The organism is Streptomyces sp. NBC_01224, from assembly GCF_036002945.1.
Lineage (GTDB): Bacteria > Actinomycetota > Actinomycetes > Streptomycetales > Streptomycetaceae > Streptomyces.
The window spans coordinates 5057678-5081052 of sequence record NZ_CP108529.1; the positions used below are offsets into that span (position 1 = coordinate 5057678).

General features: G+C 69.5%; 23 protein-coding genes and 1 pseudogene. 13 read left to right on the forward strand and 11 right to left on the reverse strand.

Annotated features, from left to right (window positions below):
* The first annotated feature begins 19 nt into the window (after window positions 1–19).
* The 5 genes from OG609_RS22590 (at window position 20) to OG609_RS22610 (ending at window position 4587) form a co-directional block, all read left to right on the forward strand.
* Entirely contained in the window at window positions 20–1477 is a 1458-nt protein-coding gene (locus OG609_RS22590) for an aldehyde dehydrogenase family protein (protein ID WP_327274477.1), read from the forward strand.
* A gap of 92 nt (window positions 1478–1569) precedes the next feature.
* Complete coding sequence (locus OG609_RS22595) at window positions 1570–2121, forward strand: DinB family protein (protein WP_327274478.1); 552 nt, start codon at window positions 1570–1572, stop codon at window positions 2119–2121.
* 18 nt (window positions 2122–2139) lie between these two features.
* Window positions 2140–2781 (forward strand): PadR family transcriptional regulator, encoded by a 642-nt coding sequence (locus OG609_RS22600; protein ID WP_327274479.1) that lies wholly within the window; start codon window positions 2140–2142, stop codon window positions 2779–2781.
* Window positions 2782–2857: 76 nt separating this feature from the next.
* A complete protein-coding gene (locus OG609_RS22605) occupies window positions 2858–3805 on the forward strand; it encodes an ATP-binding cassette domain-containing protein (protein ID WP_327278140.1) in 948 nt (315 codons plus the stop codon).
* Window positions 3802–4587, forward strand: a complete 786-nt coding sequence (locus OG609_RS22610) for an ABC transporter permease (protein WP_327274480.1) — start codon at window positions 3802–3804, stop codon at window positions 4585–4587. The genes OG609_RS22605 and OG609_RS22610 overlap by 4 nt, the downstream gene beginning before the upstream one ends.
* A gap of 16 nt (window positions 4588–4603) precedes the next feature.
* On the opposite strand, the gene OG609_RS22615 is transcribed toward OG609_RS22610, so the two are convergent.
* The 3 genes and pseudogenes from OG609_RS22615 to OG609_RS22625 form a co-directional block, all read right to left on the reverse strand.
* Window positions 4604–6028: a glutamate decarboxylase gene (locus tag OG609_RS22615; RefSeq protein WP_327274481.1), complete on the reverse strand. Its 1425-nt coding sequence runs from the start codon at window positions 6026–6028 to the stop codon at window positions 4604–4606.
* Between the two features lie 69 nt (window positions 6029–6097).
* Window positions 6098–6721 carry an NAD(P)H:quinone oxidoreductase gene (gene wrbA, locus OG609_RS22620; protein ID WP_266360445.1) on the reverse strand — a complete coding sequence of 208 codons (624 nt, stop codon included), beginning with the start codon at window positions 6719–6721 and terminating at the stop codon, window positions 6098–6100.
* 134 nt (window positions 6722–6855) lie between these two features.
* Window positions 6856–7377, reverse strand: a pseudogene (locus tag OG609_RS22625) (chloride channel protein); the annotation flags it as partial.
* A 241-nt stretch (window positions 7378–7618) separates the two neighbouring features.
* Between OG609_RS22625 and OG609_RS22630 the strand changes: the two are divergent.
* Complete coding sequence (locus tag OG609_RS22630) at window positions 7619–8377, forward strand: MerR family transcriptional regulator (protein WP_327274482.1); 759 nt, start codon at window positions 7619–7621, stop codon at window positions 8375–8377.
* Between the two features lie 43 nt (window positions 8378–8420).
* Here OG609_RS22630 and OG609_RS22635 read toward each other — a convergent pair whose 3' ends face one another.
* A complete protein-coding gene (locus OG609_RS22635; protein WP_327274483.1) occupies window positions 8421–8786 on the reverse strand; it encodes a YbjQ family protein in 366 nt (121 codons plus the stop codon).
* A 148-nt stretch (window positions 8787–8934) separates the two neighbouring features.
* Between OG609_RS22635 and OG609_RS22640 the strand changes: the two genes are divergently transcribed.
* Window positions 8935–9648 carry a DedA family protein gene (locus OG609_RS22640; protein ID WP_327274484.1) on the forward strand — a complete coding sequence of 238 codons (714 nt, stop codon included), beginning with the start codon at window positions 8935–8937 and terminating at the stop codon, window positions 9646–9648.
* 380 nt (window positions 9649–10028) lie between these two features.
* Here the strand turns inward: OG609_RS22640 and OG609_RS22645 are convergent, their stop codons facing one another.
* Together OG609_RS22645 and OG609_RS22650 are read right to left on the reverse strand one after the other, a co-directional pair.
* Entirely contained in the window at window positions 10029–11744 is a 1716-nt protein-coding gene (locus OG609_RS22645) for a threonine/serine ThrE exporter family protein (protein ID WP_327274485.1), read from the reverse strand.
* 301 nt (window positions 11745–12045) lie between these two features.
* Complete coding sequence (locus tag OG609_RS22650; protein ID WP_003968257.1) at window positions 12046–12540, reverse strand: inorganic diphosphatase; 495 nt, start codon at window positions 12538–12540, stop codon at window positions 12046–12048.
* Between the two features lie 86 nt (window positions 12541–12626).
* Between OG609_RS22650 and dacB the strand changes: the two genes are divergently transcribed.
* The 6 genes from dacB (at window position 12627) to folE (ending at window position 20253) form a co-directional block, all read left to right on the forward strand.
* Window positions 12627–14132: a D-alanyl-D-alanine carboxypeptidase/D-alanyl-D-alanine endopeptidase gene (gene dacB, locus OG609_RS22655; RefSeq protein ID WP_327274486.1), complete on the forward strand. Its 1506-nt coding sequence runs from the start codon at window positions 12627–12629 to the stop codon at window positions 14130–14132.
* 49 nt (window positions 14133–14181) lie between these two features.
* Window positions 14182–15315, forward strand: a complete 1134-nt coding sequence (locus OG609_RS22660) for a zinc-dependent metalloprotease (RefSeq protein WP_327274487.1) — start codon at window positions 14182–14184, stop codon at window positions 15313–15315.
* Window positions 15316–15514: 199 nt separating this feature from the next.
* Window positions 15515–16597 carry a tRNA lysidine(34) synthetase TilS gene (gene tilS, locus OG609_RS22665; protein ID WP_327274488.1) on the forward strand — a complete coding sequence of 361 codons (1083 nt, stop codon included), beginning with the start codon at window positions 15515–15517 and terminating at the stop codon, window positions 16595–16597.
* A 99-nt stretch (window positions 16598–16696) separates the two neighbouring features.
* Window positions 16697–17236 (forward strand): hypoxanthine phosphoribosyltransferase, encoded by a 540-nt coding sequence (gene hpt, locus OG609_RS22670; protein ID WP_072487175.1) that lies wholly within the window; start codon window positions 16697–16699, stop codon window positions 17234–17236.
* Window positions 17237–17460: 224 nt separating this feature from the next.
* Window positions 17461–19491 carry an ATP-dependent zinc metalloprotease FtsH gene (gene ftsH, locus OG609_RS22675; RefSeq protein WP_327274489.1) on the forward strand — a complete coding sequence of 677 codons (2031 nt, stop codon included), beginning with the start codon at window positions 17461–17463 and terminating at the stop codon, window positions 19489–19491.
* Between the two features lie 156 nt (window positions 19492–19647).
* A complete protein-coding gene (folE, locus tag OG609_RS22680) occupies window positions 19648–20253 on the forward strand; it encodes a GTP cyclohydrolase I FolE (protein WP_327274490.1) in 606 nt (201 codons plus the stop codon).
* A gap of 37 nt (window positions 20254–20290) precedes the next feature.
* Here the strand turns inward: folE and OG609_RS22685 are convergent, their stop codons facing one another.
* From OG609_RS22685 to folP, 5 genes are all read right to left on the reverse strand, one after another.
* The gene (locus OG609_RS22685) at window positions 20291–20773 is read right to left on the reverse strand and encodes a DUF3180 domain-containing protein (protein WP_327274491.1); all 483 of its coding nucleotides are present in this window, start codon (window positions 20771–20773) and stop codon (window positions 20291–20293) included.
* 83 nt (window positions 20774–20856) lie between these two features.
* Entirely contained in the window at window positions 20857–21468 is a 612-nt protein-coding gene (folK, locus tag OG609_RS22690) for a 2-amino-4-hydroxy-6-hydroxymethyldihydropteridine diphosphokinase (RefSeq protein ID WP_327274492.1), read from the reverse strand.
* Window positions 21465–21824 (reverse strand): dihydroneopterin aldolase, encoded by a 360-nt coding sequence (gene folB / locus OG609_RS22695; protein ID WP_189546133.1) that lies wholly within the window; start codon window positions 21822–21824, stop codon window positions 21465–21467. The genes folK and folB overlap by 4 nt, the downstream gene beginning before the upstream one ends.
* Window positions 21825–22015: 191 nt before the next feature.
* The gene (locus tag OG609_RS22700; RefSeq protein ID WP_327274493.1) at window positions 22016–22498 is read right to left on the reverse strand and encodes a nuclear transport factor 2 family protein; all 483 of its coding nucleotides are present in this window, start codon (window positions 22496–22498) and stop codon (window positions 22016–22018) included.
* On the reverse strand, window positions 22495–23355 hold the full coding sequence (gene folP, locus OG609_RS22705) for a dihydropteroate synthase (RefSeq protein ID WP_442817994.1): 861 nt from the start codon (window positions 23353–23355) through the stop codon (window positions 22495–22497). Before folP ends, OG609_RS22700 begins: the two co-directional genes overlap by 4 nt.
* Between the last annotated feature and the right edge of the window lie 20 nt (window positions 23356–23375).

Genomic DNA, 23375 nt, shown 5'->3' on the forward strand with positions numbered 1-23375 from the left:
ACCTGAGTTAAGGGATCGCATGTCCTTCTTCTACGAGCTGGCCGACCAGTACATCGACGGTGAGTGGCGGACCGGCACCGGCTCGTGGGACATCATCGATTTCAATCCCTACAACGGGGAGAAACTCGCCGCGATCACCATCGCGACCGCGCAGGAGGTCGACCTGGCCTACCGCGCCGCCGAGCGCGCCCAGCGGTCCTGGTCCACCACCGGCCCGTACGAGCGCCGCAGCGTCCTGGAACGCGCCCTGCGCATCACCGAGGAACTGCACGACGACATCGTCGAGGCGATCGTCGACGAGCTGGGCGGCACCCGGCTCAAGGCGGAGTACGAGGTGCGCGTCGCCAAGGAGTTCCTGCGCGACGCGATCCAGCAGGCGTTGCGCCCCCGGGGCCGCATCCTGCCCTCCCCGGTGGACGGCAAGGAGAACCGTCTCTTCCGTCAGCCCGTCGGCGTCATAGGGGTGATCAGCCCCTTCAACTTCCCCTTCCTGGTGACGATGAAGTCCGTCGCACCGGCCCTCGCGCTCGGCAACGCGGTCGTCATCAAGCCCAACCAGAATGCCCCGGTCGTCGGCGGCGGGCTGATCGCCAAGATCTTCGAGGACGCCGGGCTGCCCGCCGGACTGCTCAACATCGTGATCACCGATGTCGCCGAGATAGGGGACGCGTTCATCGAGCACCCCGTGCCCAAGGTGATCTCCTTCGCCGGCACGGACCGGGTCGGCCGCCACGTCGGCGCGATCGCGGCCGGACACTTCAAGCGGACGATCCTCGAACTCAGCGGCAACAGCGCCCTGGTGGTGCTGGAAGACGCCGACATCGACTACGCGGTCGACGCGGCCGTCTTCAGCCGCTTCGTGTACCAGGGGCAGGTCTGCATGGCCGCCAACCGCATCCTGGTGGACCGCCGAGTCGAGCGGGAGTTCACCGAGAAGTTCACCGCCAGGGTGGCCGCGCTGCGGACCGGCGACCCGCGCGACCCGGAGACCCAGATCGGCCCGGTCATCAACACCTTCCAGGCCGACGCCCTGACCGCCCTGGTCGACCAGGCACTTGCCGAGGGGGCCACCGCGCTCGTACGGGGCCGGACCCGCGGCAACCTCGTCGAACCGACCGTGCTCACCGGGCTCCCCGAGGATTCCCCCCTGCTGTCCCAGGAGATATTCGGCCCGGTGGCGCTGCTGGTGACGTTCGACGGCGAGGACGATGCCGTACGGATCACCAACGGCACCCCGTACGGACTCAGCGGCGCTGTGCACACCCGCAGCACCGAACGAGGGGTGCGGTTCGCGCAGCGCGTCGTCAGCGGGATGTTCCACGTCAACGACTCCACCGTGCAGGACGATCCGCTGGTGGCCTTCGGGGGCGAGAAGTCCTCCGGGATCGGCCGGCTGAACGGCGAGGCGACCGTGGACGCCTTCACCACCCAGAAGTGGATGTCCATTCAGCACGGCCGGACCGCATTTCCCTTCTGACACCGATGGGTTGAGGACAGGAGCTGACCGCAAGGGTCCGTAGCTTGGTCGGTGTCAGGAAGAAACCGGCACGGTTCCCCAAGGCGGACATCATGGTCACTCACGTTCCCGCAGAAGCCTCCTGCGACGAGCGCGGCGCGCTCCTCTCCTTCGTCGAGGCGCAGCGTGGCGCGATCCGGCGCTCGCTCATCGGTCTGACCGAGGAGCAGGCGGCGAGCCGGCCCAGCGCCAGTGAACTCTCCCTCTCCGGGCTGCTCAAGCACGTCGCCGAGACCGAGCTGAACTGGCTGCGCCTCGCCCAGCAGCGCCCCAACGAGAAGGCCCGCACCGAGGAGACCTGGGCGGACAGCTTTCGTCTCGTCGGGGACGAGACCGTCCCGCAGATGCTGGAGTTCTGGGCGAAGGTCGCGGCGGAGACCGAGGAGTTCATCCACTCGGTGGAGAGCATGAACGACACGTTCCCGCTGCCCGAGGCGCCCTGGTTCCCGAAGGATGCGAACTGCTCGATGCGCTGGCTGCTGGCCCATCTCGTCGAGGAGATCGCCCGGCACGCCGGGCACGCCGACATCATCCGGGAGTCCCTGGACGGCCGAACGGCGTTCGAGCTGGTCGCCGAAGCGGGGGGATACTCTAATCAAAGTTGATTAGAAAGGGTGCGTGACATGTCCGCGATTCGGCTGCTGGTCCTCTGTGCTGTGCGTCAGCACGGCCGGGCGCACGGATATCAGGTCCGCAACGACCTGGAGTACTGGGGCGCTCACGAGTGGTCCAGCGCCAAGCCCGGGTCGGTGTACCACGCACTGAAGCAGATGGCGAAGCAGGGGCTGCTGGTCGCGCATGAGACCGCTCCGAGTACGGCGGGCGGCCCGCCCCGTACCGAGTACGAGATCACCGAGCGGGGCAACGAGGAGTACCTCACCCTGCTGCGCGCGGCGCTGACCTCGTACGACCAGAAGCTGGACGTGCTGTCGGCGGGCCTCGGCGGCATCGTCGACCTGGAGCGGTCCGAGGCGATCGCGCTGCTCAAGGAGCGAGTGGCCGGCCTCGCGGCCTGGCGGTCCTCGGTCACCGAGTACTACACGCCGGAGGCCGGGCCCGAGTCGATCGGTCACATCGGCGAAATCATGAACATGTGGGTCCACTCTGCGGATGCCGGGGCCGAGTGGACGCGTGGGCTGATCGCCCGCATCGAGGGCGGGGCGTACACCTTCGCGGGGGAGGGCGAACCCTTCGTCGGCGTGCTCGCCGAGGGGCAGGAGAACCCGTACGCGACGGGTGTCCACGATCCCGGCGACGACGAGTAATCAAGTTTGACGAATGGGATCGGTGCGGTTACCTTCGACCCGCTAGTCAAGTTTGACTACAGGAGGTGTGGCGATTTTGACCGACGCGATCGTTGTCGAAGGCGTGCACAAGCGATACGGGGAGAAGCGCGCCCTGGACGGCCTGGACCTCACGGTCCGCCGCTCCACCGTCCATGCCGTGCTCGGCCCCAACGGCGCGGGCAAGACCACGGCCGTACGCATCCTGTCGACGCTGCTGCGGCACGACGAGGGGCGGGTCGAGGTGGCGGGGTTCGACGTACGGGACCGGGCCGGCGAGGTCCGGCGCCGCATCGGGCTGCTCGGGCAGTACGCGGCGGTCGACGAGGAGCTCGGTGGCCGGCAGAACCTGGAGATGTTCGGCCGTCTGTACCATCTGGGCGCACGCCGGGCGGGTACGCGGGCGGACGAACTGCTGGCCCGCTTCGGGCTCGCGGACACCGGCCGGGGGCCGGTCAAGGAGTACAGCGGCGGCATGCGGCGACGGCTCGATCTTGCCGCCTCGCTGATCACCGACCCGGAGGTGCTCTTCCTGGACGAGCCGACCACCGGACTCGACCCGCGCGGCCGGGCCGAGGTGTGGTCGGCGGTGCGCTCACTGGTGGGCGGCGGCACGACCGTACTGCTGACCACGCAGTATCTGGAGGAGGCCGATCAGCTGGCGGACCGGATCTCGGTGATCGACGCCGGACGGGTCGCCGCCGAGGGGACGGCCGACGAGCTGAAGGCGATGGTGGCCGGTGACCGCATCGATGTCGTGGTCCGGGACGGTTCGCAACTGGCAGCCGCTGCCCTGCTGTTGGGTGACGGTGCGGTCGTCGACGCGGACCGGCGGCTGATCGGGGCGCCGGCACCGGACCGGATGGCGGCCCTGACCCGGACCGTGCGGGCGCTGGAGGAGGCGGGCATCGAGGCGGAGGACATCGCGGTGCGGCGCCCGACGCTGGACGAGGTCTTCCTCTCGCTGACCGACCGGAGGCCGGAGCACGCGGAGGTGGCGGCATGAGCGCGATGAGCTGGGCGGTGTCCGATTCCTGGACGATGACGCGACGTGAACTGGCGCACTGGGCACGGCAGCCGGTGCGGATCGTCGTCGGCCTGGTCTTCCCCGTGATGCTGCTGCTGATGTTCAACTACCTGGTCGGCGGCGGGCGGGGCGTCGACGGCGACAACACAGAGTTCCTGGTGCCCGGCATGCTCGCGCTCACCATGGCCTTCGGCCTGGAGTCGACCATGCTCGCGGTCACCCAGGACCTCAACAAGGGCGTCATCGACCGGTTCCGTGCCATGCCGATGTTCTCCGGTTCGGTGCTGGTGGGCCGCAGCGTCGCGGACATGCTCCAGTCGGCCGCCGCACTCGCCGTGATGACCGGCGTCGGATACGCGGTCGGCTGGCGCTGGCACCACGGGCCGGCCGCGGCACTGGGGGCGCTGGGGCTGCTTCTGCTGCTGCGCTTCGCGATGCTGTGGATCGGCATCCAGCTGGCGTTGGTGGCCGGGAAGCCGGAGCTGGTGCAGGCGGTGCAGATCCTGGTCTGGCCGGTCGGCTTCCTCTCCAACGTCTTCGCCACCCCCGAGTCGATGCCCGCCTGGCTGGGCGCGGTCGTCGAATGGAACCCGATGTCGGCCACGGCCACGGCGGTACGCGGCCTGTTCGGCAACCCGGGCGGGCCCGGCGGCACCTGGGCGTCCGACCACGCCGAACTGCTGGCGGTGGCCTGGCCGTCGGCGCTGATCGCGGTGTTCTTCCCGCTGGCGGTAAGGAGGTTCGCCCGGATCGGCCGCTAGAGCCGCTGCCCGGCTCTCAGTGGTGGAAGGAAGTCGCCGCCTGCTTGTCACGGCTCAACGGGTGCGGCTGGCGGCGCAGGTCGGGCAGGATCAGCCCGAGGTCCTCAAGCAGCAGTTCGGCGAGGTCCGACGAGAAGCCGTTGCGGCACACCACCCGGAGCACCGACAGGTCCTGCCGGTTGGCGGGGAAGGTGTACGCGGGCACCAGCCAGCCGTGCTCGCGCAGCCGCCTCGAGACGTCGAAGACGTCGTACGCCTGCACATCCGGCGCGGTCGTCAGCGCGAAGACGGGCAGCTGGTCGCCCCGGGTGAGGAGCCGGAAGTCCCCGAGCTCCTCGATCCGCTTCGCGAGCCCGCCGGCGACGTCCCGGGACGCCTGCTGAACGGCCCGGTAGCCCTCCCGGCCCAGCCGCAGGAAGGTGTAGTACTGGGCCACCACCTGTGCGCCGGGCCGGGAGAAGTTCAGTGCGAAGGTCGGCATGTCGCCGCCCAGGTAGTTGACCCGGAAGACCAGCTCCTCGGGCAGCTCTGCGGGCGAGCGCCACAGTGCCCAGCCGACGCCCGGGTAGACCAGGCCGTACTTGTGCCCGGAGGTGTTGATGGAGGAGACCCGGGGCAGCCGGAAGTCCCACACCAGGTCCTCGTCCAGGAACGGCGCCACCATCGCACCGGACGCCCCGTCCACATGGACGGGGACATCGAGACCGGTGCGCTCCTGAAGGGCGTCCAGGGCCGCGCAGAGCTCCGCGACCGGCTCGTACGAACCGTCAAAGGTGGAACCGAGGATACCGACGACACCGATGGTGTTCTCGTCGCAGAGGTCGGCCGCGGCCTGCGGGTCGAGGTGGAAGCGCTCGCCCTCCATCGGGACCAGGCGCGGTTCGACCTCCCAGAAGTTGCAGAACTTGTCCCAGCAGACCTGCACATTGATGCCCATGACCAGGTTCGGCCGGGCGGTCGCCGGGTAGCGGTCGGCGTTCCTTGCTGCCCAACGGCGTTTCAGCGCCAGGCCGGCGAGCATGCAGGCCTCGCTGGAGCCCGTGGTCGAACAGCCCACGACGGCCGAAGGGTCGGGGGCGTTCCAGAGATCGGCGAGCATCGCCACACAGCGCCGCTCCAGCTCGGCGGTGCGCGGGTACTCGTCCTTGTCGATCATGTTCTTGTCGCGGCACTCGCCCATCAGCACCCCGGCCTGGGGCTCCATCCAGGTGGTGACGAAGGTGGCGAGGTTGAGCCGCGAATTGCCGTCGAGCATCAGCTCGTCATGGACCAGGCCGTACGCGGTCGAGGGCGGCATCGGCCTGTCGGGCAGCCGGTGCCGGGGCGGTGCCGACTCCATCCCGGCGGTCGGGTCGGCCTCTCCGAAGAACGGGTTGAGGGCCAGCCTGCGGCGTTCCAGGGACGGTTCCTTGCCCTTGGGCAAACCTTTGTGGAGAGGCATCGGCGGACAGCCCTTCCCGGCTCTCGGCGGTCATCGTGACCCACGACGGTCCTGTCGGTGTGCGGTGGTTCAGTTCTCGGCGGCGAGGCCGTCCTTGATGGCCCGGGTGAACTTCACGACCCGTTCGGCCTGGACCCGGGCGGCGGTCAGGGTCTGCACGCCGACGGGGATGTCGCCCTGCCCCGCGACATGCGAAGTGCCGTACGGATTACCGTCGACGAACTTCGACGGGTCCGTGTAGCCGGGGGCGACCAGGATGCCGCCGAAGTGGTGGATCGTGTTGTAGAGCGCGAGCAGCGTGGACTCCTGGCCGCCGTGCGCGGTGCTGGTGGAGGTGAAGCCGCTGTAGACCTTGTCGGCGAGACGGCCCGCCTGCCAGAGGCTGCCGAGGGTGTCGATGAACTGCTTGAGCTGGGCGGTGACATTGCCGAACCGGGTCGGCGTACCGAAGATCACGGCGTCCGCCCAGATCATGTCGTCCTTCGACGCCTCGGCGATGTCCGCAGTCGCTTTCGCGTTGGCGGCCCAGGCCGGGTTGGAGTCGATGGCCGCCTGCGGGGCGAGCTCACCGGCCTTGCGCAGCCGTACCTCCGCACCGGCCTTCTCGGCGTCCTGCGCGATGGCCTTGGCCATCGCGGCGACGGTGCCGGTCGACGAGTAGTAGATGACGGCGACGTTGACGGACGTGGGCATTACGGAATCCTCCGACAGAGCCTTAGCAGAACGTATCCATGCGAATCCATACGGATGTGACGATACGGAAAGCAGGGGCATCCGGCGCGTCGAGCGGCGGGGGCCAGGGGTCGGGCAAGGGGCTCGGTCCGGGCTCACCTCAGCGGCGTACCGTCCTCGTGCAGCTGCATCTGCGGCCGCCCGGTCACCAGCAGCCAGGCCGGCAGCGAGGCGATGCACAGCATCGGGAGCACGGCGGTGTCGCCGACGAGGACCGCCGCGGTGAACAGGCTCAGCCAGCCCTGCCGGGTGACGGCCAGCAGCACCCCCAGTGCCGTACAGGCCACCGCGAGCGCCACCGGCACCGATGTGACCAGGGCATGGGCGCACAGCCCCAGCGCGACACCCACGAAGACGGCGGGGAAGATCCGCCCGCCCCGGAAGCCGCAGCCCGCCGCGACCAGCAGCGCGGCCGTCTTCACGACTGCCATGCCCGCGAACTGCCCGGCCGTCCAGCCGCTCGGGTCGGCGGCGAGCTCCTTCACCTCGTCGAGCCCCTTGAACAGGGTGAGACGGCCGCCCAGTGCCCCCAGCAGGCCTAGCAGCAGCCCGCCGAGGGTCAGCGCCAGGACCGAGTGCTTCAGGGCCCACAAGGCCCGGTGCAGATACGGGAAGGCGAGCGAGGGCACGATGGCGGGCAGCAGTCGGCGTACGGGACTGGTTTCGGCAGGAGCGGTTTTGGCGGCAGCGGTTCCGGCGGGATCGGGAGAATCTGTGGCCATCGGCTCACCATAACGACGCAAAAGCCGTATAACCCCTCCAATGGCGCCGGGGACAACGGCGTTTCGGGCTTGCACCTCACGTCACGTCAGGACTCAGGCTCAGTACGTACCGGAACGGAGAAGGGAGCGGGGAGTCGTGGACTACTCCGTGGGACAGGTCGCCGGATTCGCCGGAGTCACGGTGCGCACCCTGCATCACTACGACGGCATCGGACTGCTCTCGCCCGGCGGGCGCAGTCACGCGGGTCACCGCCGCTACGACGACGGTGACCTCGACCGGCTGCAGCAGATCCTGTTCTACCGGGAGCTCGGCTTCCCGCTCGACGAGATCGCGGTACTGCTCGACGACCCGGACGCGGACCCACAGGAGCATCTGCGCCGCCAGCACCGGCTGCTGTCCGACCGGATCGCCGAACTGCGAAAGATGGCCGCCGCCGTCGAAACAGCCATGGAGGCACGGAAGATGGGCATCAACCTCACGCCCGAGGAGAAGTTCGAGGTCTTCGGGGGCAAGGACCCCGAGGAGCACGCGGAGGAGGCCGAACGCCGCTGGGGCGGCACTGCCACGTACGCCGAGTCGCAGCGCCGGGTCGCCCGGTACACCAAGGACGACTGGAAGCGGATGCAGACGGAGGTCGCCGACTGGGGCGCCGCCTACCATGCGCTGATGGAGGCCGGTGAACCGGCCACCGGGGAACGGGCGATGGACCTCGCCGAGGCCCACCGGCTCCACATCACCAAGTGGTTCTACGAGTGCACCCCCGAGATCCACCGGGGACTCGGCGAGATGTATGTGTCCGACCCGCAGTTCCGCGCGTACTACGAGTCGATGCGGCCGGGCCTGGCCGAGCACCTGCGGGACGCGATCGACGCCAACGCGGAGCGCCTCGCGTAACCGGCACGGGGGTGGGGCGCCCTCACCCCCGTGCCCGCGTCGCTCAGCTCCTGCTGATCACGGCGGCCGTTCCGTACGCACACACCTCCGTGCCCACGTCGGCCGCCTCGGTCACATCGAAGCGCATCATCAGCACCGCGTTGGCACCCCGGGCCTTCGCCTGCTCGACGAGCCGTTCCATCGCCTGGTTACGGGTCTCGACGAGGGTCTTGGTCAGCCCCTTCAGCTCGCCGCCGATCATGGACTTCAGCCCGGCGCCGATCTGGCTGCCGAGGTGGCGGGAGCGGACCGTCAGGCCGAAGACCTCACCGATCACCTGGGTCACCTGGTAGCCCGGTACGTCGTTCGTGGTGACGACCAGGACATCGGACTGGGCCGGCTGTCCGCCGCCGTATTCTTCAATGCCCATCGTGTGGCACCTCCTGGAGAAAGCTTTTGCCCCGGTTCGCCGGGGTGTGCATCCTCGCACGGGCCACTGGAACCCGGGGACGTCATCCTGCGTTGATAGCTTTGGGCGGCCACGCAGCCGCCATCGATCAATCCAGGAGCCCGGACCCTTGAATACGCTTGCGCTCGGACCGAGCTGGCTGGACCCGGACTATCTGATCAACACCTTCGGAATCCCCGGCGTCCTCCTCATCGTGTTCGCCGAGTCCGGACTGCTGATCGGCTTCTTCCTTCCCGGCGATTCCCTGCTGTTCACCACGGGTCTGCTGGTGACCACGGGCCAGCTGAAGTCTCCGCTCTGGCTGGTCTGCGTGCTGGTGGCGCTGGCGGCGATCATCGGCGACCAGGTGGGCTATCTCTTCGGCCGCAAGGTCGGTCCGTCGCTCTTCAAGCGCCCGGATTCCCGCCTCTTCAAGCAGGAGAACGTCGAGAAGGCCCACGAGTTCTTCGAGAAGTACGGACCGAAGTCGCTGATCCTGGCCCGCTTCGTGCCGATCGTGCGTACGTTCACGCCGATCATCGCCGGTGTGAGCCGGATGAACTACCGCTCGTTCATCACGTTCAACATCATCGGCGGTGTGCTCTGGGGCGTCGGGGTCACGCTGCTCGGCGCAGCCCTCGGCAAGATCGACTTCGTCCACGAAAACATCGAGGCGATGCTCATCCTGATCGTGCTCATCTCGGTGGTGCCGATCGCGATCGAGTTCCTGCGGGCCCGTTCCAGGTCGAAGAAGGAAGCGGCGGCCGGTGGCGGCGAGGGCCATGGTCCGTCCGCCGGCGGCAGCCCGGCCTCCGGCCAGCGCGGCCGCCACGCCAAGCGCTGACCCGGAGCCGAACCGGCGGCAGCCTCAGAGCCTGCCGGGTGACCTCCGACCGGGCGGCCACGCCCTGGCACGCACGCTTCCCGCGTTGTCGTCAGTCACCAACGCTCCGCGTTGACTCCCTCCTCCGCCTTGGAATCGCACGCACCAGACCGCGTCCGCTATCCGATCGGAGGTCACCCGGCAGCCTCAGAGCCTGTCGGGTGACCTCCGACCGGGCGGCCACGCCCTGGCACGCACGCTTCCCGCGTTGTCGTCAGTCACCGACTCCCCCATAGCTGAAGGCATGGGGGGACCCCCTTCGCGTCGACTCCCTCCTCCGCCTTGGAATCGCACGCACCAGACCGCGTCCGCTATCCGATCGGAGGTCACCCGACAGGCTCTCAGAAGCCGCGCGTCCGCTTGGCCGCGCGGCGGTTCGCCCCGCCGACCGCCCCCGGCACCCGCATGAACAGCCGGGAGATCTCGCTTCCCAGATTCACCCCGATCGCGATGGCCAGCGCCGTTGCCACCGCGGTCGACAGCGAGGCGAGCCCGGTGTTCACGTTGCCCTGTGCCATGCCGAGCAGACCGAAGTATGTGGCGGAGCCGGGCAGCAGCGGGCCGATCGCCGCCGTGATGAACGGCAGCGACGAGGTGTACCGGTAGCGCGAGAGCAGCTGCCCGAACAGGCCCACCAGACCGGCCGCCGTCGCTGTCGCCGCCACCGGCGAGATACCGCCGGTCCTGGCCATCGCCCCGTAGATCACCCAGGCCACGGCGCCGTTGAGGGTCACCGCCAGCACTGTGGACCGGTCCTGCTGAAGAAGGATCGCGAAGGCGAAACAGAGCGCCATCGATGCCAGGATCTGCACCACCGGCCGGTCGGGGGCGATGAACCTGGCCTCGGGGTTCAGCTGGGCGCCAAGCTGAAGTCCCAGATACAGGACGAGCAGCACACCGACGACGATGCCGATGAACAAGTACATGACTTCGAGCAGACGCGCGGCGGCGGTGATGTAGTAACCGGTCAGCCCGTCCTGCACACCCGCCACCAGGGCCCGCCCCGGCAGCAGCGCGAACAGCCCACCGGTGATGACCGCGGACGGCCGTACGTCCGACCAGTGGGTGAGGGTCAGCGCCACGCCCATCGCGGCGGGCGGCATCGCGGCCACCACGAACTGGTAGAACTCCGGCAGCCCCCGCCCGGCAAAGAGCCAGGCGAGCCGGTCGCCGAGCATCGCGCCGATCGCCGCCACCAGGAACACCAGCGGACCACCGCCGACCAGCACCGATGCCGCCCCCGCAAGACCGCCGCCGGCCAGCGTCAGCACCCAGCCGGAGTACGGATGCCGGTTGCGCCGGATCTCTGCCAGGCGCCGGTAGGCCTCCTCCAGCGAGACCTCGACATCCTCGGTGGTGATGTCGTCGATGAGCCGGAAGACGGCGGCCAGCCGGGTGTAGTCGGTGCCACGACGGCGTACGGTACGGCTCGCCGTCACCGGGTCGTCGACCAGCGACGGCTGGTGCGAGATCGACAGCAGGGTGAAGGTGACCGTGGGCTCGCAGCGGTCCAGGCCGTAGCTGCGTGTCACCGCGAACATCGCCGCCTCGACGTCCTCGGCGCCCTCACCGCCGGCGAGCAGCAGCTCCCCGATACGCAGCGTCAGGTCGAGCACGCGCGGCACCGCGGGCCCCGCCTCGTCGGGCTTCTGCACCGGCTCGGGTGCCGGGCGCTCGGCGACCGGCATCCGCAGCATCGTGCGCATCCGGTCCTGCCAAGGGGCCTCCTTGGTCAGCCGGATCATCGGACTGCCGTGTGCCGGAGTGAACGCGGGTGGCGGATGCTGGGCGCTGTAGGTGCGCGGCGGGGCGAAGGCGGAGCCGATCGTGTCCGAGCCGGAGGCCGGACCGGAACCCGGTCCGGAGCCCGAAGCGGAACCCGTCCCCGACCCTTGGGGCTCGGTCGTCAGACCGGTCGGAATGGCGAATTCCGACGTCGGGTGGTCGTCGTCGGAGACAGACGTGGGCCTCCCCACCCCGGCCGGCGGGACGAAGGCGCTGCGCGCCTCGTCGGACTGGGGCTTCTGGTCCTCCGGACCGCCCGGTTCCGCCACCACTCGACCTCGCTCCTCATCGGCTGCGCGTCTTCGGTTGCGCTTCTGCCCAGTATGGCCACGGGCAAGGGTGCGGATGCGAGGCGGGCGGAACCACGGACCGGACGGACACGCGGACGGGCATACGAAACGGGCGGCACCCCATGGGGCGGACGGGCATACGAAACGGGCGGCACCCCATGGGGCGGACGGGCATACGAAACGGGCGGCACCCCATGGGAAGGAGTGCCGCCCGTTTCCGGCACGGAACCGTAAACGGAACCGTGCGATGTATCCCGGCCGGAATCCGGCCGCGACCCTGGGGTCAGTGCGCGCCGCCCTGTGCCTCAAGACGCTTGTAGGAGGCCTCGATCTCGGCCTCGGCCTCGGCGCGGCCGACCCAGTCGGCACCCTCGACGGACTTGCCGGGCTCCAGGTCCTTGTAGACCTCGAAGAAGTGCTGGATCTCCAGGCGGTCGAACTCCGACACGTGGTGGATGTCGCGCAGGTGCTCCACCCGGGGGTCGGAGGCCGGCACGCACAGCAGCTTGTCGTCGCCACCGGCCTCGTCCGTCATCCGGAACATGCCGATGGCGCGGCACTTGATGAGGCAGCCGGGGAAGGTCGGCTCGTCCAGGATGACCAGCGCGTCCAGCGGGTCACCGTCCTCGCCGAGGGTGTTCTCGACGAAGCCGTAGTCCGCCGGGTAGCTGGTCGAGGTGAAGAGTCGACGGTCCAGGCGGATCCGACCGGTCTCGTGGTCCACCTCGTACTTGTTCCGCGAACCCTTCGGGATCTCGATGGTGACGTCGAACTCCACGGGTGGCTCCTCCATGATCAAGACATAAGACTGGTGATTAAGTGTCCCCCACGCAGATGTGTGCTCGCGAAAGGGGCTGGTCAACGGTGGACGAGCCGGTGAAAAGACCGTCGGTCAATCCGCTCGACAAGCTGAGCAGGCTCACCCGGCAGGCCAGCGTGATCAGGTTGAAGGGGCTGAACGATCGGCAGTTCACGGCTGTCTCCGCCGGCCTCGGCCTGGCGCTCGCAGCCGGCGTCGTCCTTGCCGCCGGCCCCTGGGACTCGGGTCAGCGTAAGGCCGAGCAGGACTGGGCTGCCGCCCGGAGCCGCACAGGTGGCGTACATCACGAACCCGGCGCACCGTCCGGACCGGATCCTGCACCCAGCGCCCCGGCCGTCCTCGCGCCCCTCTCCTCCGTCGTCGACAACGCCGCCCCGGACGCCCGGGACGCCCCGGACGGCGCAGCGGCCGCCCTCCGCGCCACCCTGGGCCCGCTGCTGAAGGCCCCCGCCCTGGGCACCGTGCGTACCGCCGTCGTCATCGACACCGCCACCGACGAGCGGCTGTACGGCCAGGGCGCCGACACGCCCATGACGCCCGCCTCCACCATCAAGATCGCCACCGCGGTCGCCGCCCTGAGCGCGCTCGGCCCCGAGCACCGCATCGCCACGACGGTCCAGGCGTCCCCCGACTCCCGCAGCATTGCCCTGGTCGGCGGCGGCGACCCCACCCTCGACAAGGCCGCCCTGCGCGCACTGGCCGCCGACACCGCCCGCACCCTGAAGGGCCGGGGCGTAAAAACGGTCCGCCTCACGTACGACACCTCCCGCTACTCCGGCCCGGCTCGGCACCCGATCGGCCCCAACGAGAACATCGCGCCCGTCAGCGCCCTGATGACCGATGAGGGCAGGCTGGACAGCACCGACAGCGGACCCGCCCCACGCAGCGACGACCCGGCCGGTGACACCGCCCGGTCCTTCGGCGAGCTGCTCGAGGATGCCGGGATCGCCACCCGGTCCGGCCCGTTGCCCGGCCGGCCGGCCGCCAAGTCCCGGCCGGTCGCCGAACACCTCTCCACCCCGCTCTCCGCACTGGTCGAACGGGCCCTGACCAACAGCGACAACGACATCGCCGAGGCGCTCGCCCGGCAGACCGCCCTGGCCGCGGGCGAACGGGCCGACTTCGACGGCGGCCGACGGGCCGTCACCGCACAGCTCAAGAAGCTCCACCTGCCGCTGAAAGGTGTGAACTTCGCCGACGGCAGCGGGCTGAACCGCAAGGACAAGGTCACCGCCGGACTGCTGGCCGGCCTCCTCGCCCGCGCCGCCGACCCGGACCACCCCGAACTGCGCCCCGTCCTCACCGGCCTCCCGGTGGCCGGATTCAGCGGCACCCTCAGCGGCCGCTACACCCAGAAGTCCGCAGGCACCGGCCTGATCCGCGCCAAGACCGGCACCCTCACCGGTGTGAACACCCTCGCCGGGACGGTCGTCGACAGGCAGGGCCGGCTGCTCGCCTTCGCCTTCCTGGCATCCGGTACGACATCCCCGTCCGAGGCCCAGTCCTCCCTCGACGCCCTCGCCACCAGCCTCGCCGCCCGTACCCGATGAGCCGGTCAACACCACACCGCGGACGCACCCGAGCACGTACGGTTGACGCATGACGAGCATCGGTGGTGCCGAGATGGTCGACTGGAATCTCGCGGTCGCGACCGCGACCCGACTTGTGCGGCCGGGGCCCGAGATCAGCCGCGAGGACGCCCGCGAGGTTGTCGCGGAGCTGCGCCGGCATGCCAAGGCCGCGGAGGAGCACGTCCGTTCCTTCACCCGGATGATCCCCGAGGGGGCCGAACCGGAGGACACCCCGGTCCTGGTCGTGGACCGGGCCGGCTGGATCAAGGCCAATGTCGCGGGCTTCCGCGAACTGCTCCGCCCGCTCCTGGGGAAGATGCAGGACCGGCGTGGCAACGGCCCGGGCGGCGCCGTGCTCGGTGCGGTCGGTGGCAAGGTGACGGGCGTCGAGGTGGGGATGCTGCTGTCGTTCCTGGCCTCCCGGGTCCTCGGCCAGTACGAGACGTTCGCCCCCGCCACCCGTGAGCTCCCGGCCTCGGCCGACGGCGGCGGCAGGCTGCTGCTCGTCGCCCCGAACATCGTCCATGTCGAGCGCGAACTCGACGTCGACCCGCACGACTTCCGGCTCTGGGTCGCCCTCCATGAGGAGACCCATCGCACCCAGTTCACCGGTGTGCCCTGGCTCCGCGACCATCTGCAGGGTGAGATCCAGTCGTTCCTCGAAGAGACCGACGTCGACCCGATGACCGTGCTGGAACGGCTCCGCGAGGCCGCCCAGTCCCTGGCCGGGGGCCGTCCCGAGGGCGAGGACGGCGAGGACGGCGGCCGCAGCCTCGTCGAACTGGTCCAGACACCCGCCCAGCGCGAGATCCTCGGCCGGCTCACCGCCGTGATGTCCCTGCTCGAAGGCCATGCCGACTATGTGATGGACGGCGTCGGCCCCGAGGTCGTCTCCTCCGTCGGCGAGATCCGGGAGAAGTTCCAGCAGCGCAGGGCGCGCGGTGCGAGCCGTCTCGACCAGGCGCTGCGCAAGCTTCTCGGACTCGACGCCAAACTGCGCCAGTACCGCGACGGCGAGCGATTCGTCCGTGCCGTGGTCGACGAGGTCGGCATGGACGGCTTCAACCGGGTCTGGACCTCGCCGAACACCCTCCCGACCAAGGCGGAGATCGCGAAACCGACGGACTGGATCGCGAGGGTGCACCGTAAGGCAGAGTCCTGATCACGACGGGCCCGACGGCGGACGACAGGACTCGAACGCGCCGGTATTCACCCATCCGAGGGACCGTAGAGGCATGGGAAGGCGTGCAATGCTCGATGGACGGCTTGCCTCTGTCACCATCGACGCACTCTGAGTGACGGCACTCTTCCCGTCCCGGCACTCCGAGGCACCTCCCAAAACTTCACGAAGGGCACCGGACATGGGTCCCCATCCTGCGGTCGCGGCGATACGCCTGGCGGTCCGCCGCGTACTCCACGACGTACTCACCGAACACACCCGGAGCGCCGAGCACACCCGGCGCACCCCGCACCCCGAGCTCGCCGAAGCCGGTGCGGGCAGGCAGCGCGCCGCACTCCCCGAACGCCCCGATACCCCGCTGGTGCTGGTGGCATGCTCCGGCGGCGCCGATTCCATGGCGCTCGCCTCCGCCCTCGCCTTCGAGGCCCGCAAACTCGACGTCCGGGCCGGCGGCATCACCGTCGACCACGGCCTCCAGGACGGATCCGACACCCGGGCCGCCGAGGTCGTCGACCGCCTCACCGCCATGCACCTCGACCCGGTCGAGTCCGTCGCCGTGCAGGTAGGCCAGGAAGGCGGACCCGAGGCCGCGGCCCGCGACGCCCGCTACGCCGCCCTGGACGCGGCGGCCGAGCGGCACGGCGCCGCCGCCGTCCTGCTCGGCCACACCCGTGACGACCAGGCGGAGACGGTGCTGCTGGGCCTCGCCCGCGGCTCCGGCATCCGCTCCCTCTCCGGCATGGCCGCCGCATCCGGCCCGGCCGGCCGCTACCGCCGCCCCTTCCTCCAGCTCGACCGGCAGACCGCCCGCAAGGCCTGCCTCGTCCAGTCGCTGCCCGTCTGGGACGACCCGCACAACATCGACCCCGCCTACACCCGCTCCCGACTGCGCCACGAGGGCCTGCCGGCCCTCGAGAAGGCCCTGGGCAAAGGGGTCGTCGAGGCTCTGGCCCGTACGGCGCAGCTCTCCCGCGACGACGCCGACGCCCTGGACACCTGGGCCGCCGAGGCCGACCGCGCCGTGCGGGACGACGCGGGCCGGCTGGAGTGCGCCAAGCTGTACGCGCTGCCGCCCGCCGTGCGCCGCCGGGTACTGCGCCGGGCCGCCATGGAGGCGGGCTCCCCGGCCGGTTCGCTCTTCGCCCGGCACATCGAGGAAGTCGACCGTCTGATCACCGGCTGGCGCGGCCAGCGGGCCATCAACCTGCCGGGCCGGGTCGAAGCCATGCGACAGGGTGGCAGACTGGTGATTCGGCAGAGCTGAAGCACGAGCGGCTGACATGCAGGCGAGCGGCCGCGCAGGTCCGGGCCAATACCCCGGATCCGGCAGGCAAAGAAAGAGACGCGGGTGAACGAGAAGGACATGGGCACCGACCTTCAGTCGGTGCTCCTCACCAAGGAAGAGATCGACGCGAAGCTCGTCGAGCTGGCCGCGAAGATCGACGCGGAGTACGCGGGCAAGGACCTGCTCATCGTCGGCGTCCTCAAGGGCGCAGTGATGGTGATGGCGGACCTGGCGCGCGCGCTGTCCACCCCCGTCACCATGGACTGGATGGCCGTCTCGTCGTACGGCGCGGGCACCCAGTCCTCCGGAGTGGTCCGGATCCTCAAGGACCTGGACACCGACATCAAGGGCAAGCACGTCCTGATCGTCGAGGACATCATCGACTCGGGCCTGACGCTGTCCTGGCTGATGTCGAACCTCGGCTCGCGCGAGCCGGCGTCCCTGGAGATCTGCACCCTGCTGCGCAAGCCGGACGCGGCCAAGGTCGCGCTCGACTGCAAGTGGGTCGGCTTCGACATCCCCAACGAGTTCGTCGTCGGATACGGGCTGGATTACGCGGAGAAGTACCGCAATCTGCCCTTCGTCGGCACGCTCGCTCCGCACGTCTACGGGGGCTGACCGCCTCCCGGCACCTCTCGCCCGGCCGGGGTGCCCGGCCCGTCCGGGGCGGACGACGGGAACCTTTCACCGGATTCCCGCCGTTGAGCCTTTGAAGGCGGGTTTCGACAGACGTCCTCGGCAGCCGCAGGCGACAATGCTGGGGTACCGTCCGAAGAACAGTCTTTTCTCACAGCAGCATTTACCTACGGGCAGGAGGGACGGGGCGTCATCGCCCCGTATGGATGGACGTGAAGCGATACTTCCGTGGGCCGGTCATGTGGATCGTGCTGGCCGTCCTCGCCGTGGTCGTGTTGATGCAGGTCGTCGGCTCGTCGGGCGGCTACAAATCGGTGGACACCGGCAAGGTGATCCAGGCGATCAGCAAGGACCAGGTGGCGCAGGCCAAGCTGACCACCGGTGACGAACAGATCATCAAGATCGAGTTGAACAAGGGCCAGAAGCTTTCGGGCGAGTCCGGCAGCAAGTTCCAGGCGAGCTACATCGGCGACCAGGGTGTCCAGCTGGCCGACACGCTGCAGCAGAAGTTCGAGAGCGGCAAGATCGACAAGGGCTACACTGTCTCGCCGTCGAAGCAGTCCCCGTTCATCTCGATCCTCCTCTCGCTGCTGCCCTTCGTCCTGATCGTGGTCGTCTTCCTGTTCCTGATGAATCAGATGCAGGGCGGCGGCTCCCGGGTCATGCAGTTCGGGAAGTCCAAGGCGAAGCTGATCACCAAGGACACCCCGAAGACGACGTTCGCCGATGTGGCGGGGTCGGACGAGGCCGTCGAGGAGCTCCAAGAGATCAAGGAGTTCCTCGAGGAGCCGGCGAAGTTCCAGGCCGTCGGTGCCAAGATCCCGAAGGGTGTCCTGCTCTACGGGCCTCCCGGCACGGGTAAGACGCTGCTCGCACGCGCTGTCGCGGGCGAGGCGGGCGTCCCGTTCTACTCGATCTCCGGTTCCGACTTCGTCGAGATGTTCGTCGGTGTCGGTGCCAGCCGGGTTCGTGACCTCTTCGAGCAGGCCAAGGCGAACGCTCCGGCGATCGTTTTCGTCGACGAGATCGACGCCGTCGGCCGGCACCGCGGTGCCGGAATGGGCGGCGGTCACGACGAGCGCGAGCAGACGCTGAACCAGCTGCTCGTCGAGATGGACGGCTTCGACGTGAAGGGCGGCGTCATCCTGATCGCCGCCACGAACCGGCCGGACATCCTCGACCCGGCGCTGCTGCGACCGGGCCGTTTCGACCGGCAGATCGCGGTCGACCGGCCGGACATGCAGGGCCGTCTCGAGATTCTCAAGGTGCACCAGAAGGGCAAGCCGGTCGCAAAGGACGTCGACCTCGGCGCCGTTGCCCGTCGTACGCCGGGCTTTACCGGTGCCGACCTGTCGAACGTGCTGAACGAAGCGGCGCTCCTCACGGCGCGCGCCAACCTGAAGCTGATCGACAACAAGATGCTCGACGAGGCCATCGACCGCGTCGTGGCGGGTCCGCAGAAGCGGACCCGGATCATGTCCGAGAAGGAGAAGAAGATCACCGCGTACCACGAGGGCGGACACGCCCTGGTCGCGGCGGCTTCCCCCCAGTCGGACCCGGTCCACAAGATCACGATCCTCTCCCGCGGCCGCGCCCTCGGTTACACGATGGTGCTCCCGGAGGAGGACAAGTACTCCACGACGCGCAACGAGATGCTCGACCAGCTGGCCTACATGCTGGGCGGGCGCGCGGCCGAGGAGCTGGTCTTCCACGACCCGACCACCGGCGCTGCGAACGACATCGAGAAGGCCACCGCAACGGCCCGCGCGATGGTCACGCAGTACGGCATGACGGAGCGGCTCGGCGCGATCAAGTTCGGTGGCGACAACACCGAGCCCTTCGTGGGCCGGGAGATGGGCCACCAGCGCGACTACTCGGAAGAGGTCGCGGCCCTCGTCGACGAAGAGGTCAAGAAGCTCATCGAGACCGCGCACAACGACGCGTGGGAGATCCTCGTCGAGAACCGCGACGTGCTGGACGCCCTGGTTCTCCAGCTCCTCGAGAAGGAGACGCTCGGCAAGGAGGAGATCGCCGAGATCTTCGCCCCGATCGTGAAGCGCCCGTCCCGTCCGGCATGGACCGGTTCCGCCCGACGCACCCCGTCGACGCGGCCGCCGGTGCTCTCGCCCAAGGAGCTCGCCCTCACCAACGGCGCCACCACGGCGAACGGCTCGGTCGTCCCGACGGACACCGTCCCGGCCACCGAGGTGCTTCCGGAGGACCGCCCCGAGAGCTGAGGTTCCGCGAAGCCCGGTGTGGCTGCTGTCACGGGAGCCGCACCGGACCCGGAATGGATGCCGTGCCCCCGCAGGTTCTAGCCTGTGGGGGCGCGGCTTTTTCGTACGCCCGTGCGGAGGTATGCGCGGGTGACAGCTCAGAGGAACGAGGCACAGATGACCGACCCGGTGACGTTGGACGGCCAGGGTTCGATCGGTGAGTTCGACGAGAAGCGGGCCGAGGCGGCCGTACGCGAACTCCTCTTCGCCGTGGGCGAGGACCCGGACCGTGAGGGACTGCGCGAGACGCCGGGGCGGGTGGCACGGGCGTACAAGGAGATATTCGCGGGCCTCTACCAGGTGCCCGAGGATGTGCTGACGACCACGTTCGATCTCGGCCACGACGAGATGGTGCTGGTCAAGGACATCGAGGTGTTCTCCACGTGTGAACACCACCTGGTGCCGTTCCGGGGTGTCGCGCATGTCGGGTACATCCCGGCGACCAGCGGCAAGATCACCGGTCTGTCGAAGCTGGCCCGTCTCGTCGATGTCTTCGCCCGGCGCCCGCAGGTCCAGGAGCGGCTCACCACGCAGATCGCCGATTCGCTCATGGAGATTCTGGAGCCGCGCGGGGTCGTTGTCGTCGTCGAGTGCGAGCACATGTGCATGTCGATGCGCGGTATCCGCAAGCCCGGTGCGAAGACGCTGACCTCGGCGGTGCGCGGCCAGCTCCGCGACCCCGCGACGCGCGCCGAGGCCATGAGCCTGATCATGGCGCGCTGAGCTCCGGAGCGGCTGTGAGGGAAGAGCTCGGTGACCGCTACGCGGACGCCGAGCTCTTGTCGTTGTCCTCGTCCTCCGGGAGCTTGCAGATGCGCTCCAGCCAGAGGGCCGCGGCAACCACCGCGATGCCGGCCAGGACCGCGAAGCCCGCGTAGATCGCCTGGTCGCGGCGGGCCGGGATGTCGAGCGAGCCGAGCAGGAAGACGCCCGTGCCGCCGTACATGCCGGAGACCAGGGAGACGACCAGCGCGCTGGCCTGGCCGAAGACGACTGCGCGGGCCGCCATCAGTGGCTCGACGCCCTTGGCTTCCGGCCGGCGCTCACGCTGGGCGCGCAGCCGGGAACGGATGGAGAGCGCTGTCGCGAGCAGGATGGCGGCGATCACCGCGAGCACGATCGGCGCGGCGAGGGGAACGCTCGGCAGACTGCCCAGGGAGTCCCAGAGACGGGCACCGCCCCAGGAGAGCACCCCGGCTGCGGCGAAGAGGCCGGCCAGTACCCCGAGCCGTAGTTGCTTCACCGAGTGATCCACCCTTCGCCGCCAGTGGTGCGTGTCACCAGTGGTCTGTGTAGCCAGTGATCCGTTTCCGTTGAGCCTAACGACTACTCGGGCAGACGGAGTTCCAGATCGGCCCGGGGCAGAACGCCTTCCCGGCCGACACCGGCGAGCAGCTCCGCCACGGGGCCGGCGCCGGGCAGCTGAGCCCCGGGGTCGATGTCGTGCCAAGGGGCGAGCACGAAGGCGCGCTCATGGGCACGGGGGTGGGGGAGGGTGAGCGCCGGGTCGTCGGAGACGACATCCGCGTACGCCACGATGTCGACGTCGATGGTGCGCGGGCCCCAGCGTTCCTCACGAACCCGGTCGAAGGCCTCTTCGATGGCCTGGCCGCGTTCCAGGAGGGAGGACGGGGGGAGCGTCGTCTTCACGACGATCACCGCGTTGAAGTACGAGGGCTGGGAGCCGGGAGCGACGCCCCAGGGCTCCGTCTCGTACACCGGGGAGACCGCTTTGACCCGCAGGCCGGGGGTGTCCTCCAGGGCGTCTATGGCGCCCTGGAGGGTCTCCAGGCGGTTGCCCAGATTGGAGCCCAGGGAGAGCACGGCGCGTTTGGGGTTGGAGAGGGTGATGTCCGCGGCGTCCACCTGCTCGACCACGGAGGCAGGAACCGGCTGTACGGTCGGGTCGCTCTGCCCCTCGGTAGAAAATGCAGTCATACTCGGCTCCGGGTGATGGTGATGGTCACATCGTCGAAGGGGACGGTGATCGGCGCATCCGGCTTGTGCACCACCACCTCCACCTCCTCGACTCCTTCGTGCTTGAGGCACTTCTGGGCGATGCGCTCCGCGAGCGTTTCGATCAGATCGACCGGTTCCCCCTGCACCACGTCGACGACCTCCTCCGCGACGATGCCGTAGTGCACGGTCTTCGTCAGGTCGTCGGCGGCTGCCGCGGGGCGGGTGTCGAGGCCGAGCACCAGGTCCACGATGAACGTCTGGCCCTCTTCCCGTTCTCGGGGGAAGACGCCATGGTGTCCACGGGCCTTGAGGCCGCGCAGCGCGACACGATCCACGCGAATCACTCCTGCTGTCGTTGGGCGTAGAGACACGGGGCCGCGTGCGGACGGCTGGGTGCTCTCTCTCGAATCTACCTGCGAGCACCGACAGTGCCCGCCCGCGGGGGCTATGGACAGGACCTTGCGGGGCTGGTAGCCGCTTCTACCCGCGGTTTCGGATTCCAACCCCTGTCGGGCGGATGCCTCGGTCAGGAGGATGTGTCCTCGTCCTCGTCCTCACCGGATTCGGTGAGGACGGGCGAGCCGTGGTGGGACCAGAGCTTCCATCCGTCCGGTGTGCGCCGGAACACATTGGTGGCCACGACGAGTTGGCCGACCAGCGGTCCGAGCGCGTTGCCGTCCTCCGCGGGGCCGCCACTGAGGATGTTCTCCGTGCAGGTCACCAGGGCCGTGTCGCCCGTCATCGCGACCCCGACATCGGTCAGGAAGAACTGGATGTACTCGGTGTTCGCCATGATCAGGGCGTAACTGCGCAACACCTCGCCGCGGCCGGTGAGCACCGGCCAGCCGGGGTGGACGCAGGAGACGGTGAGGTCCTCGCCCGGCAGCCAGAGCCCGGAGAGCTCGTCGAAGTCGCCGCGCTCCATCGCCTCGTAGAAGGCGGTGTTGGCCTGCTCGACGGCCGCGATGTCGGCAGCCGCCTCTGCGTGCTCGTCGCGGGGCCCGCTCACGCGGCTCCCTCGACGGCGCGGGCGACCCGTACCGCGTCGGCCGTGGCCCGTACCTCGTGGACACGGACGGCCCAGGCACCGGCGCGGGCGGAGAGCGCGGAGATCGCCGCAGTGGCGGCGTCGCGTTCGCGGGCGGGCGGCGGTGCGGCGCTCTCGCCGGCCAGCACATGGCCGAGGAAGCGCTTGCGGGAGGCGGCGACCAGCAGCGGGCGGCCCAGGGCGCGCAGCTCGTCGAGGTGGGCGACCAGGGAGAGGTCGTGGCCGGCGTCCTTGGCGAAGCCGAGACCGGGGTCGATCACGATCCGTTCCGGGGCGACACCGCCCGCGATCACGGCGTCCATCCGCTCCCGCAGCTCCGCGACGACCTCGGCGACGACGTCCTCGTACACCGCCCGGCTGTTCATGGACTCGCTGAAGCCGCGCCAGTGCATCACGACGAACGGCGTACCGGCCGCGGCGACGACCCCGACCATGTCCGGGTCGGCGAGGCCGCCGCTCACATCGTTGACCAGGGCGGCTCCGGCCGCGACCGACTCCTCGGCGACACGGGCCCGCATGGTGTCCACGGAGACCGTGACCCCTTCGGACGCCAGGCCCTTGACCACCGGGACCACGCGTCGCAATTCCTCCGACGCGTCCACCCGGCTGGCGCCGGGGCGGGTCGACTCGCCGCCGACATCGATCAGGTCGGCGCCCTCCGCGACCAGGTCGAGGCCGTGTTTGATCGCGGCCGTGGTGTCGAACCAGCGGCCGCCGTCGGAGAAGGAGTCCGGGGTCACATTGACGACACCCATGACCGCGCAGCGGTCCCACTCCGGCAGGCCTTGGACCGTGCCTCGTCCACGCAAGGTACTCATGCGACCAGCGTAGGCCCCGT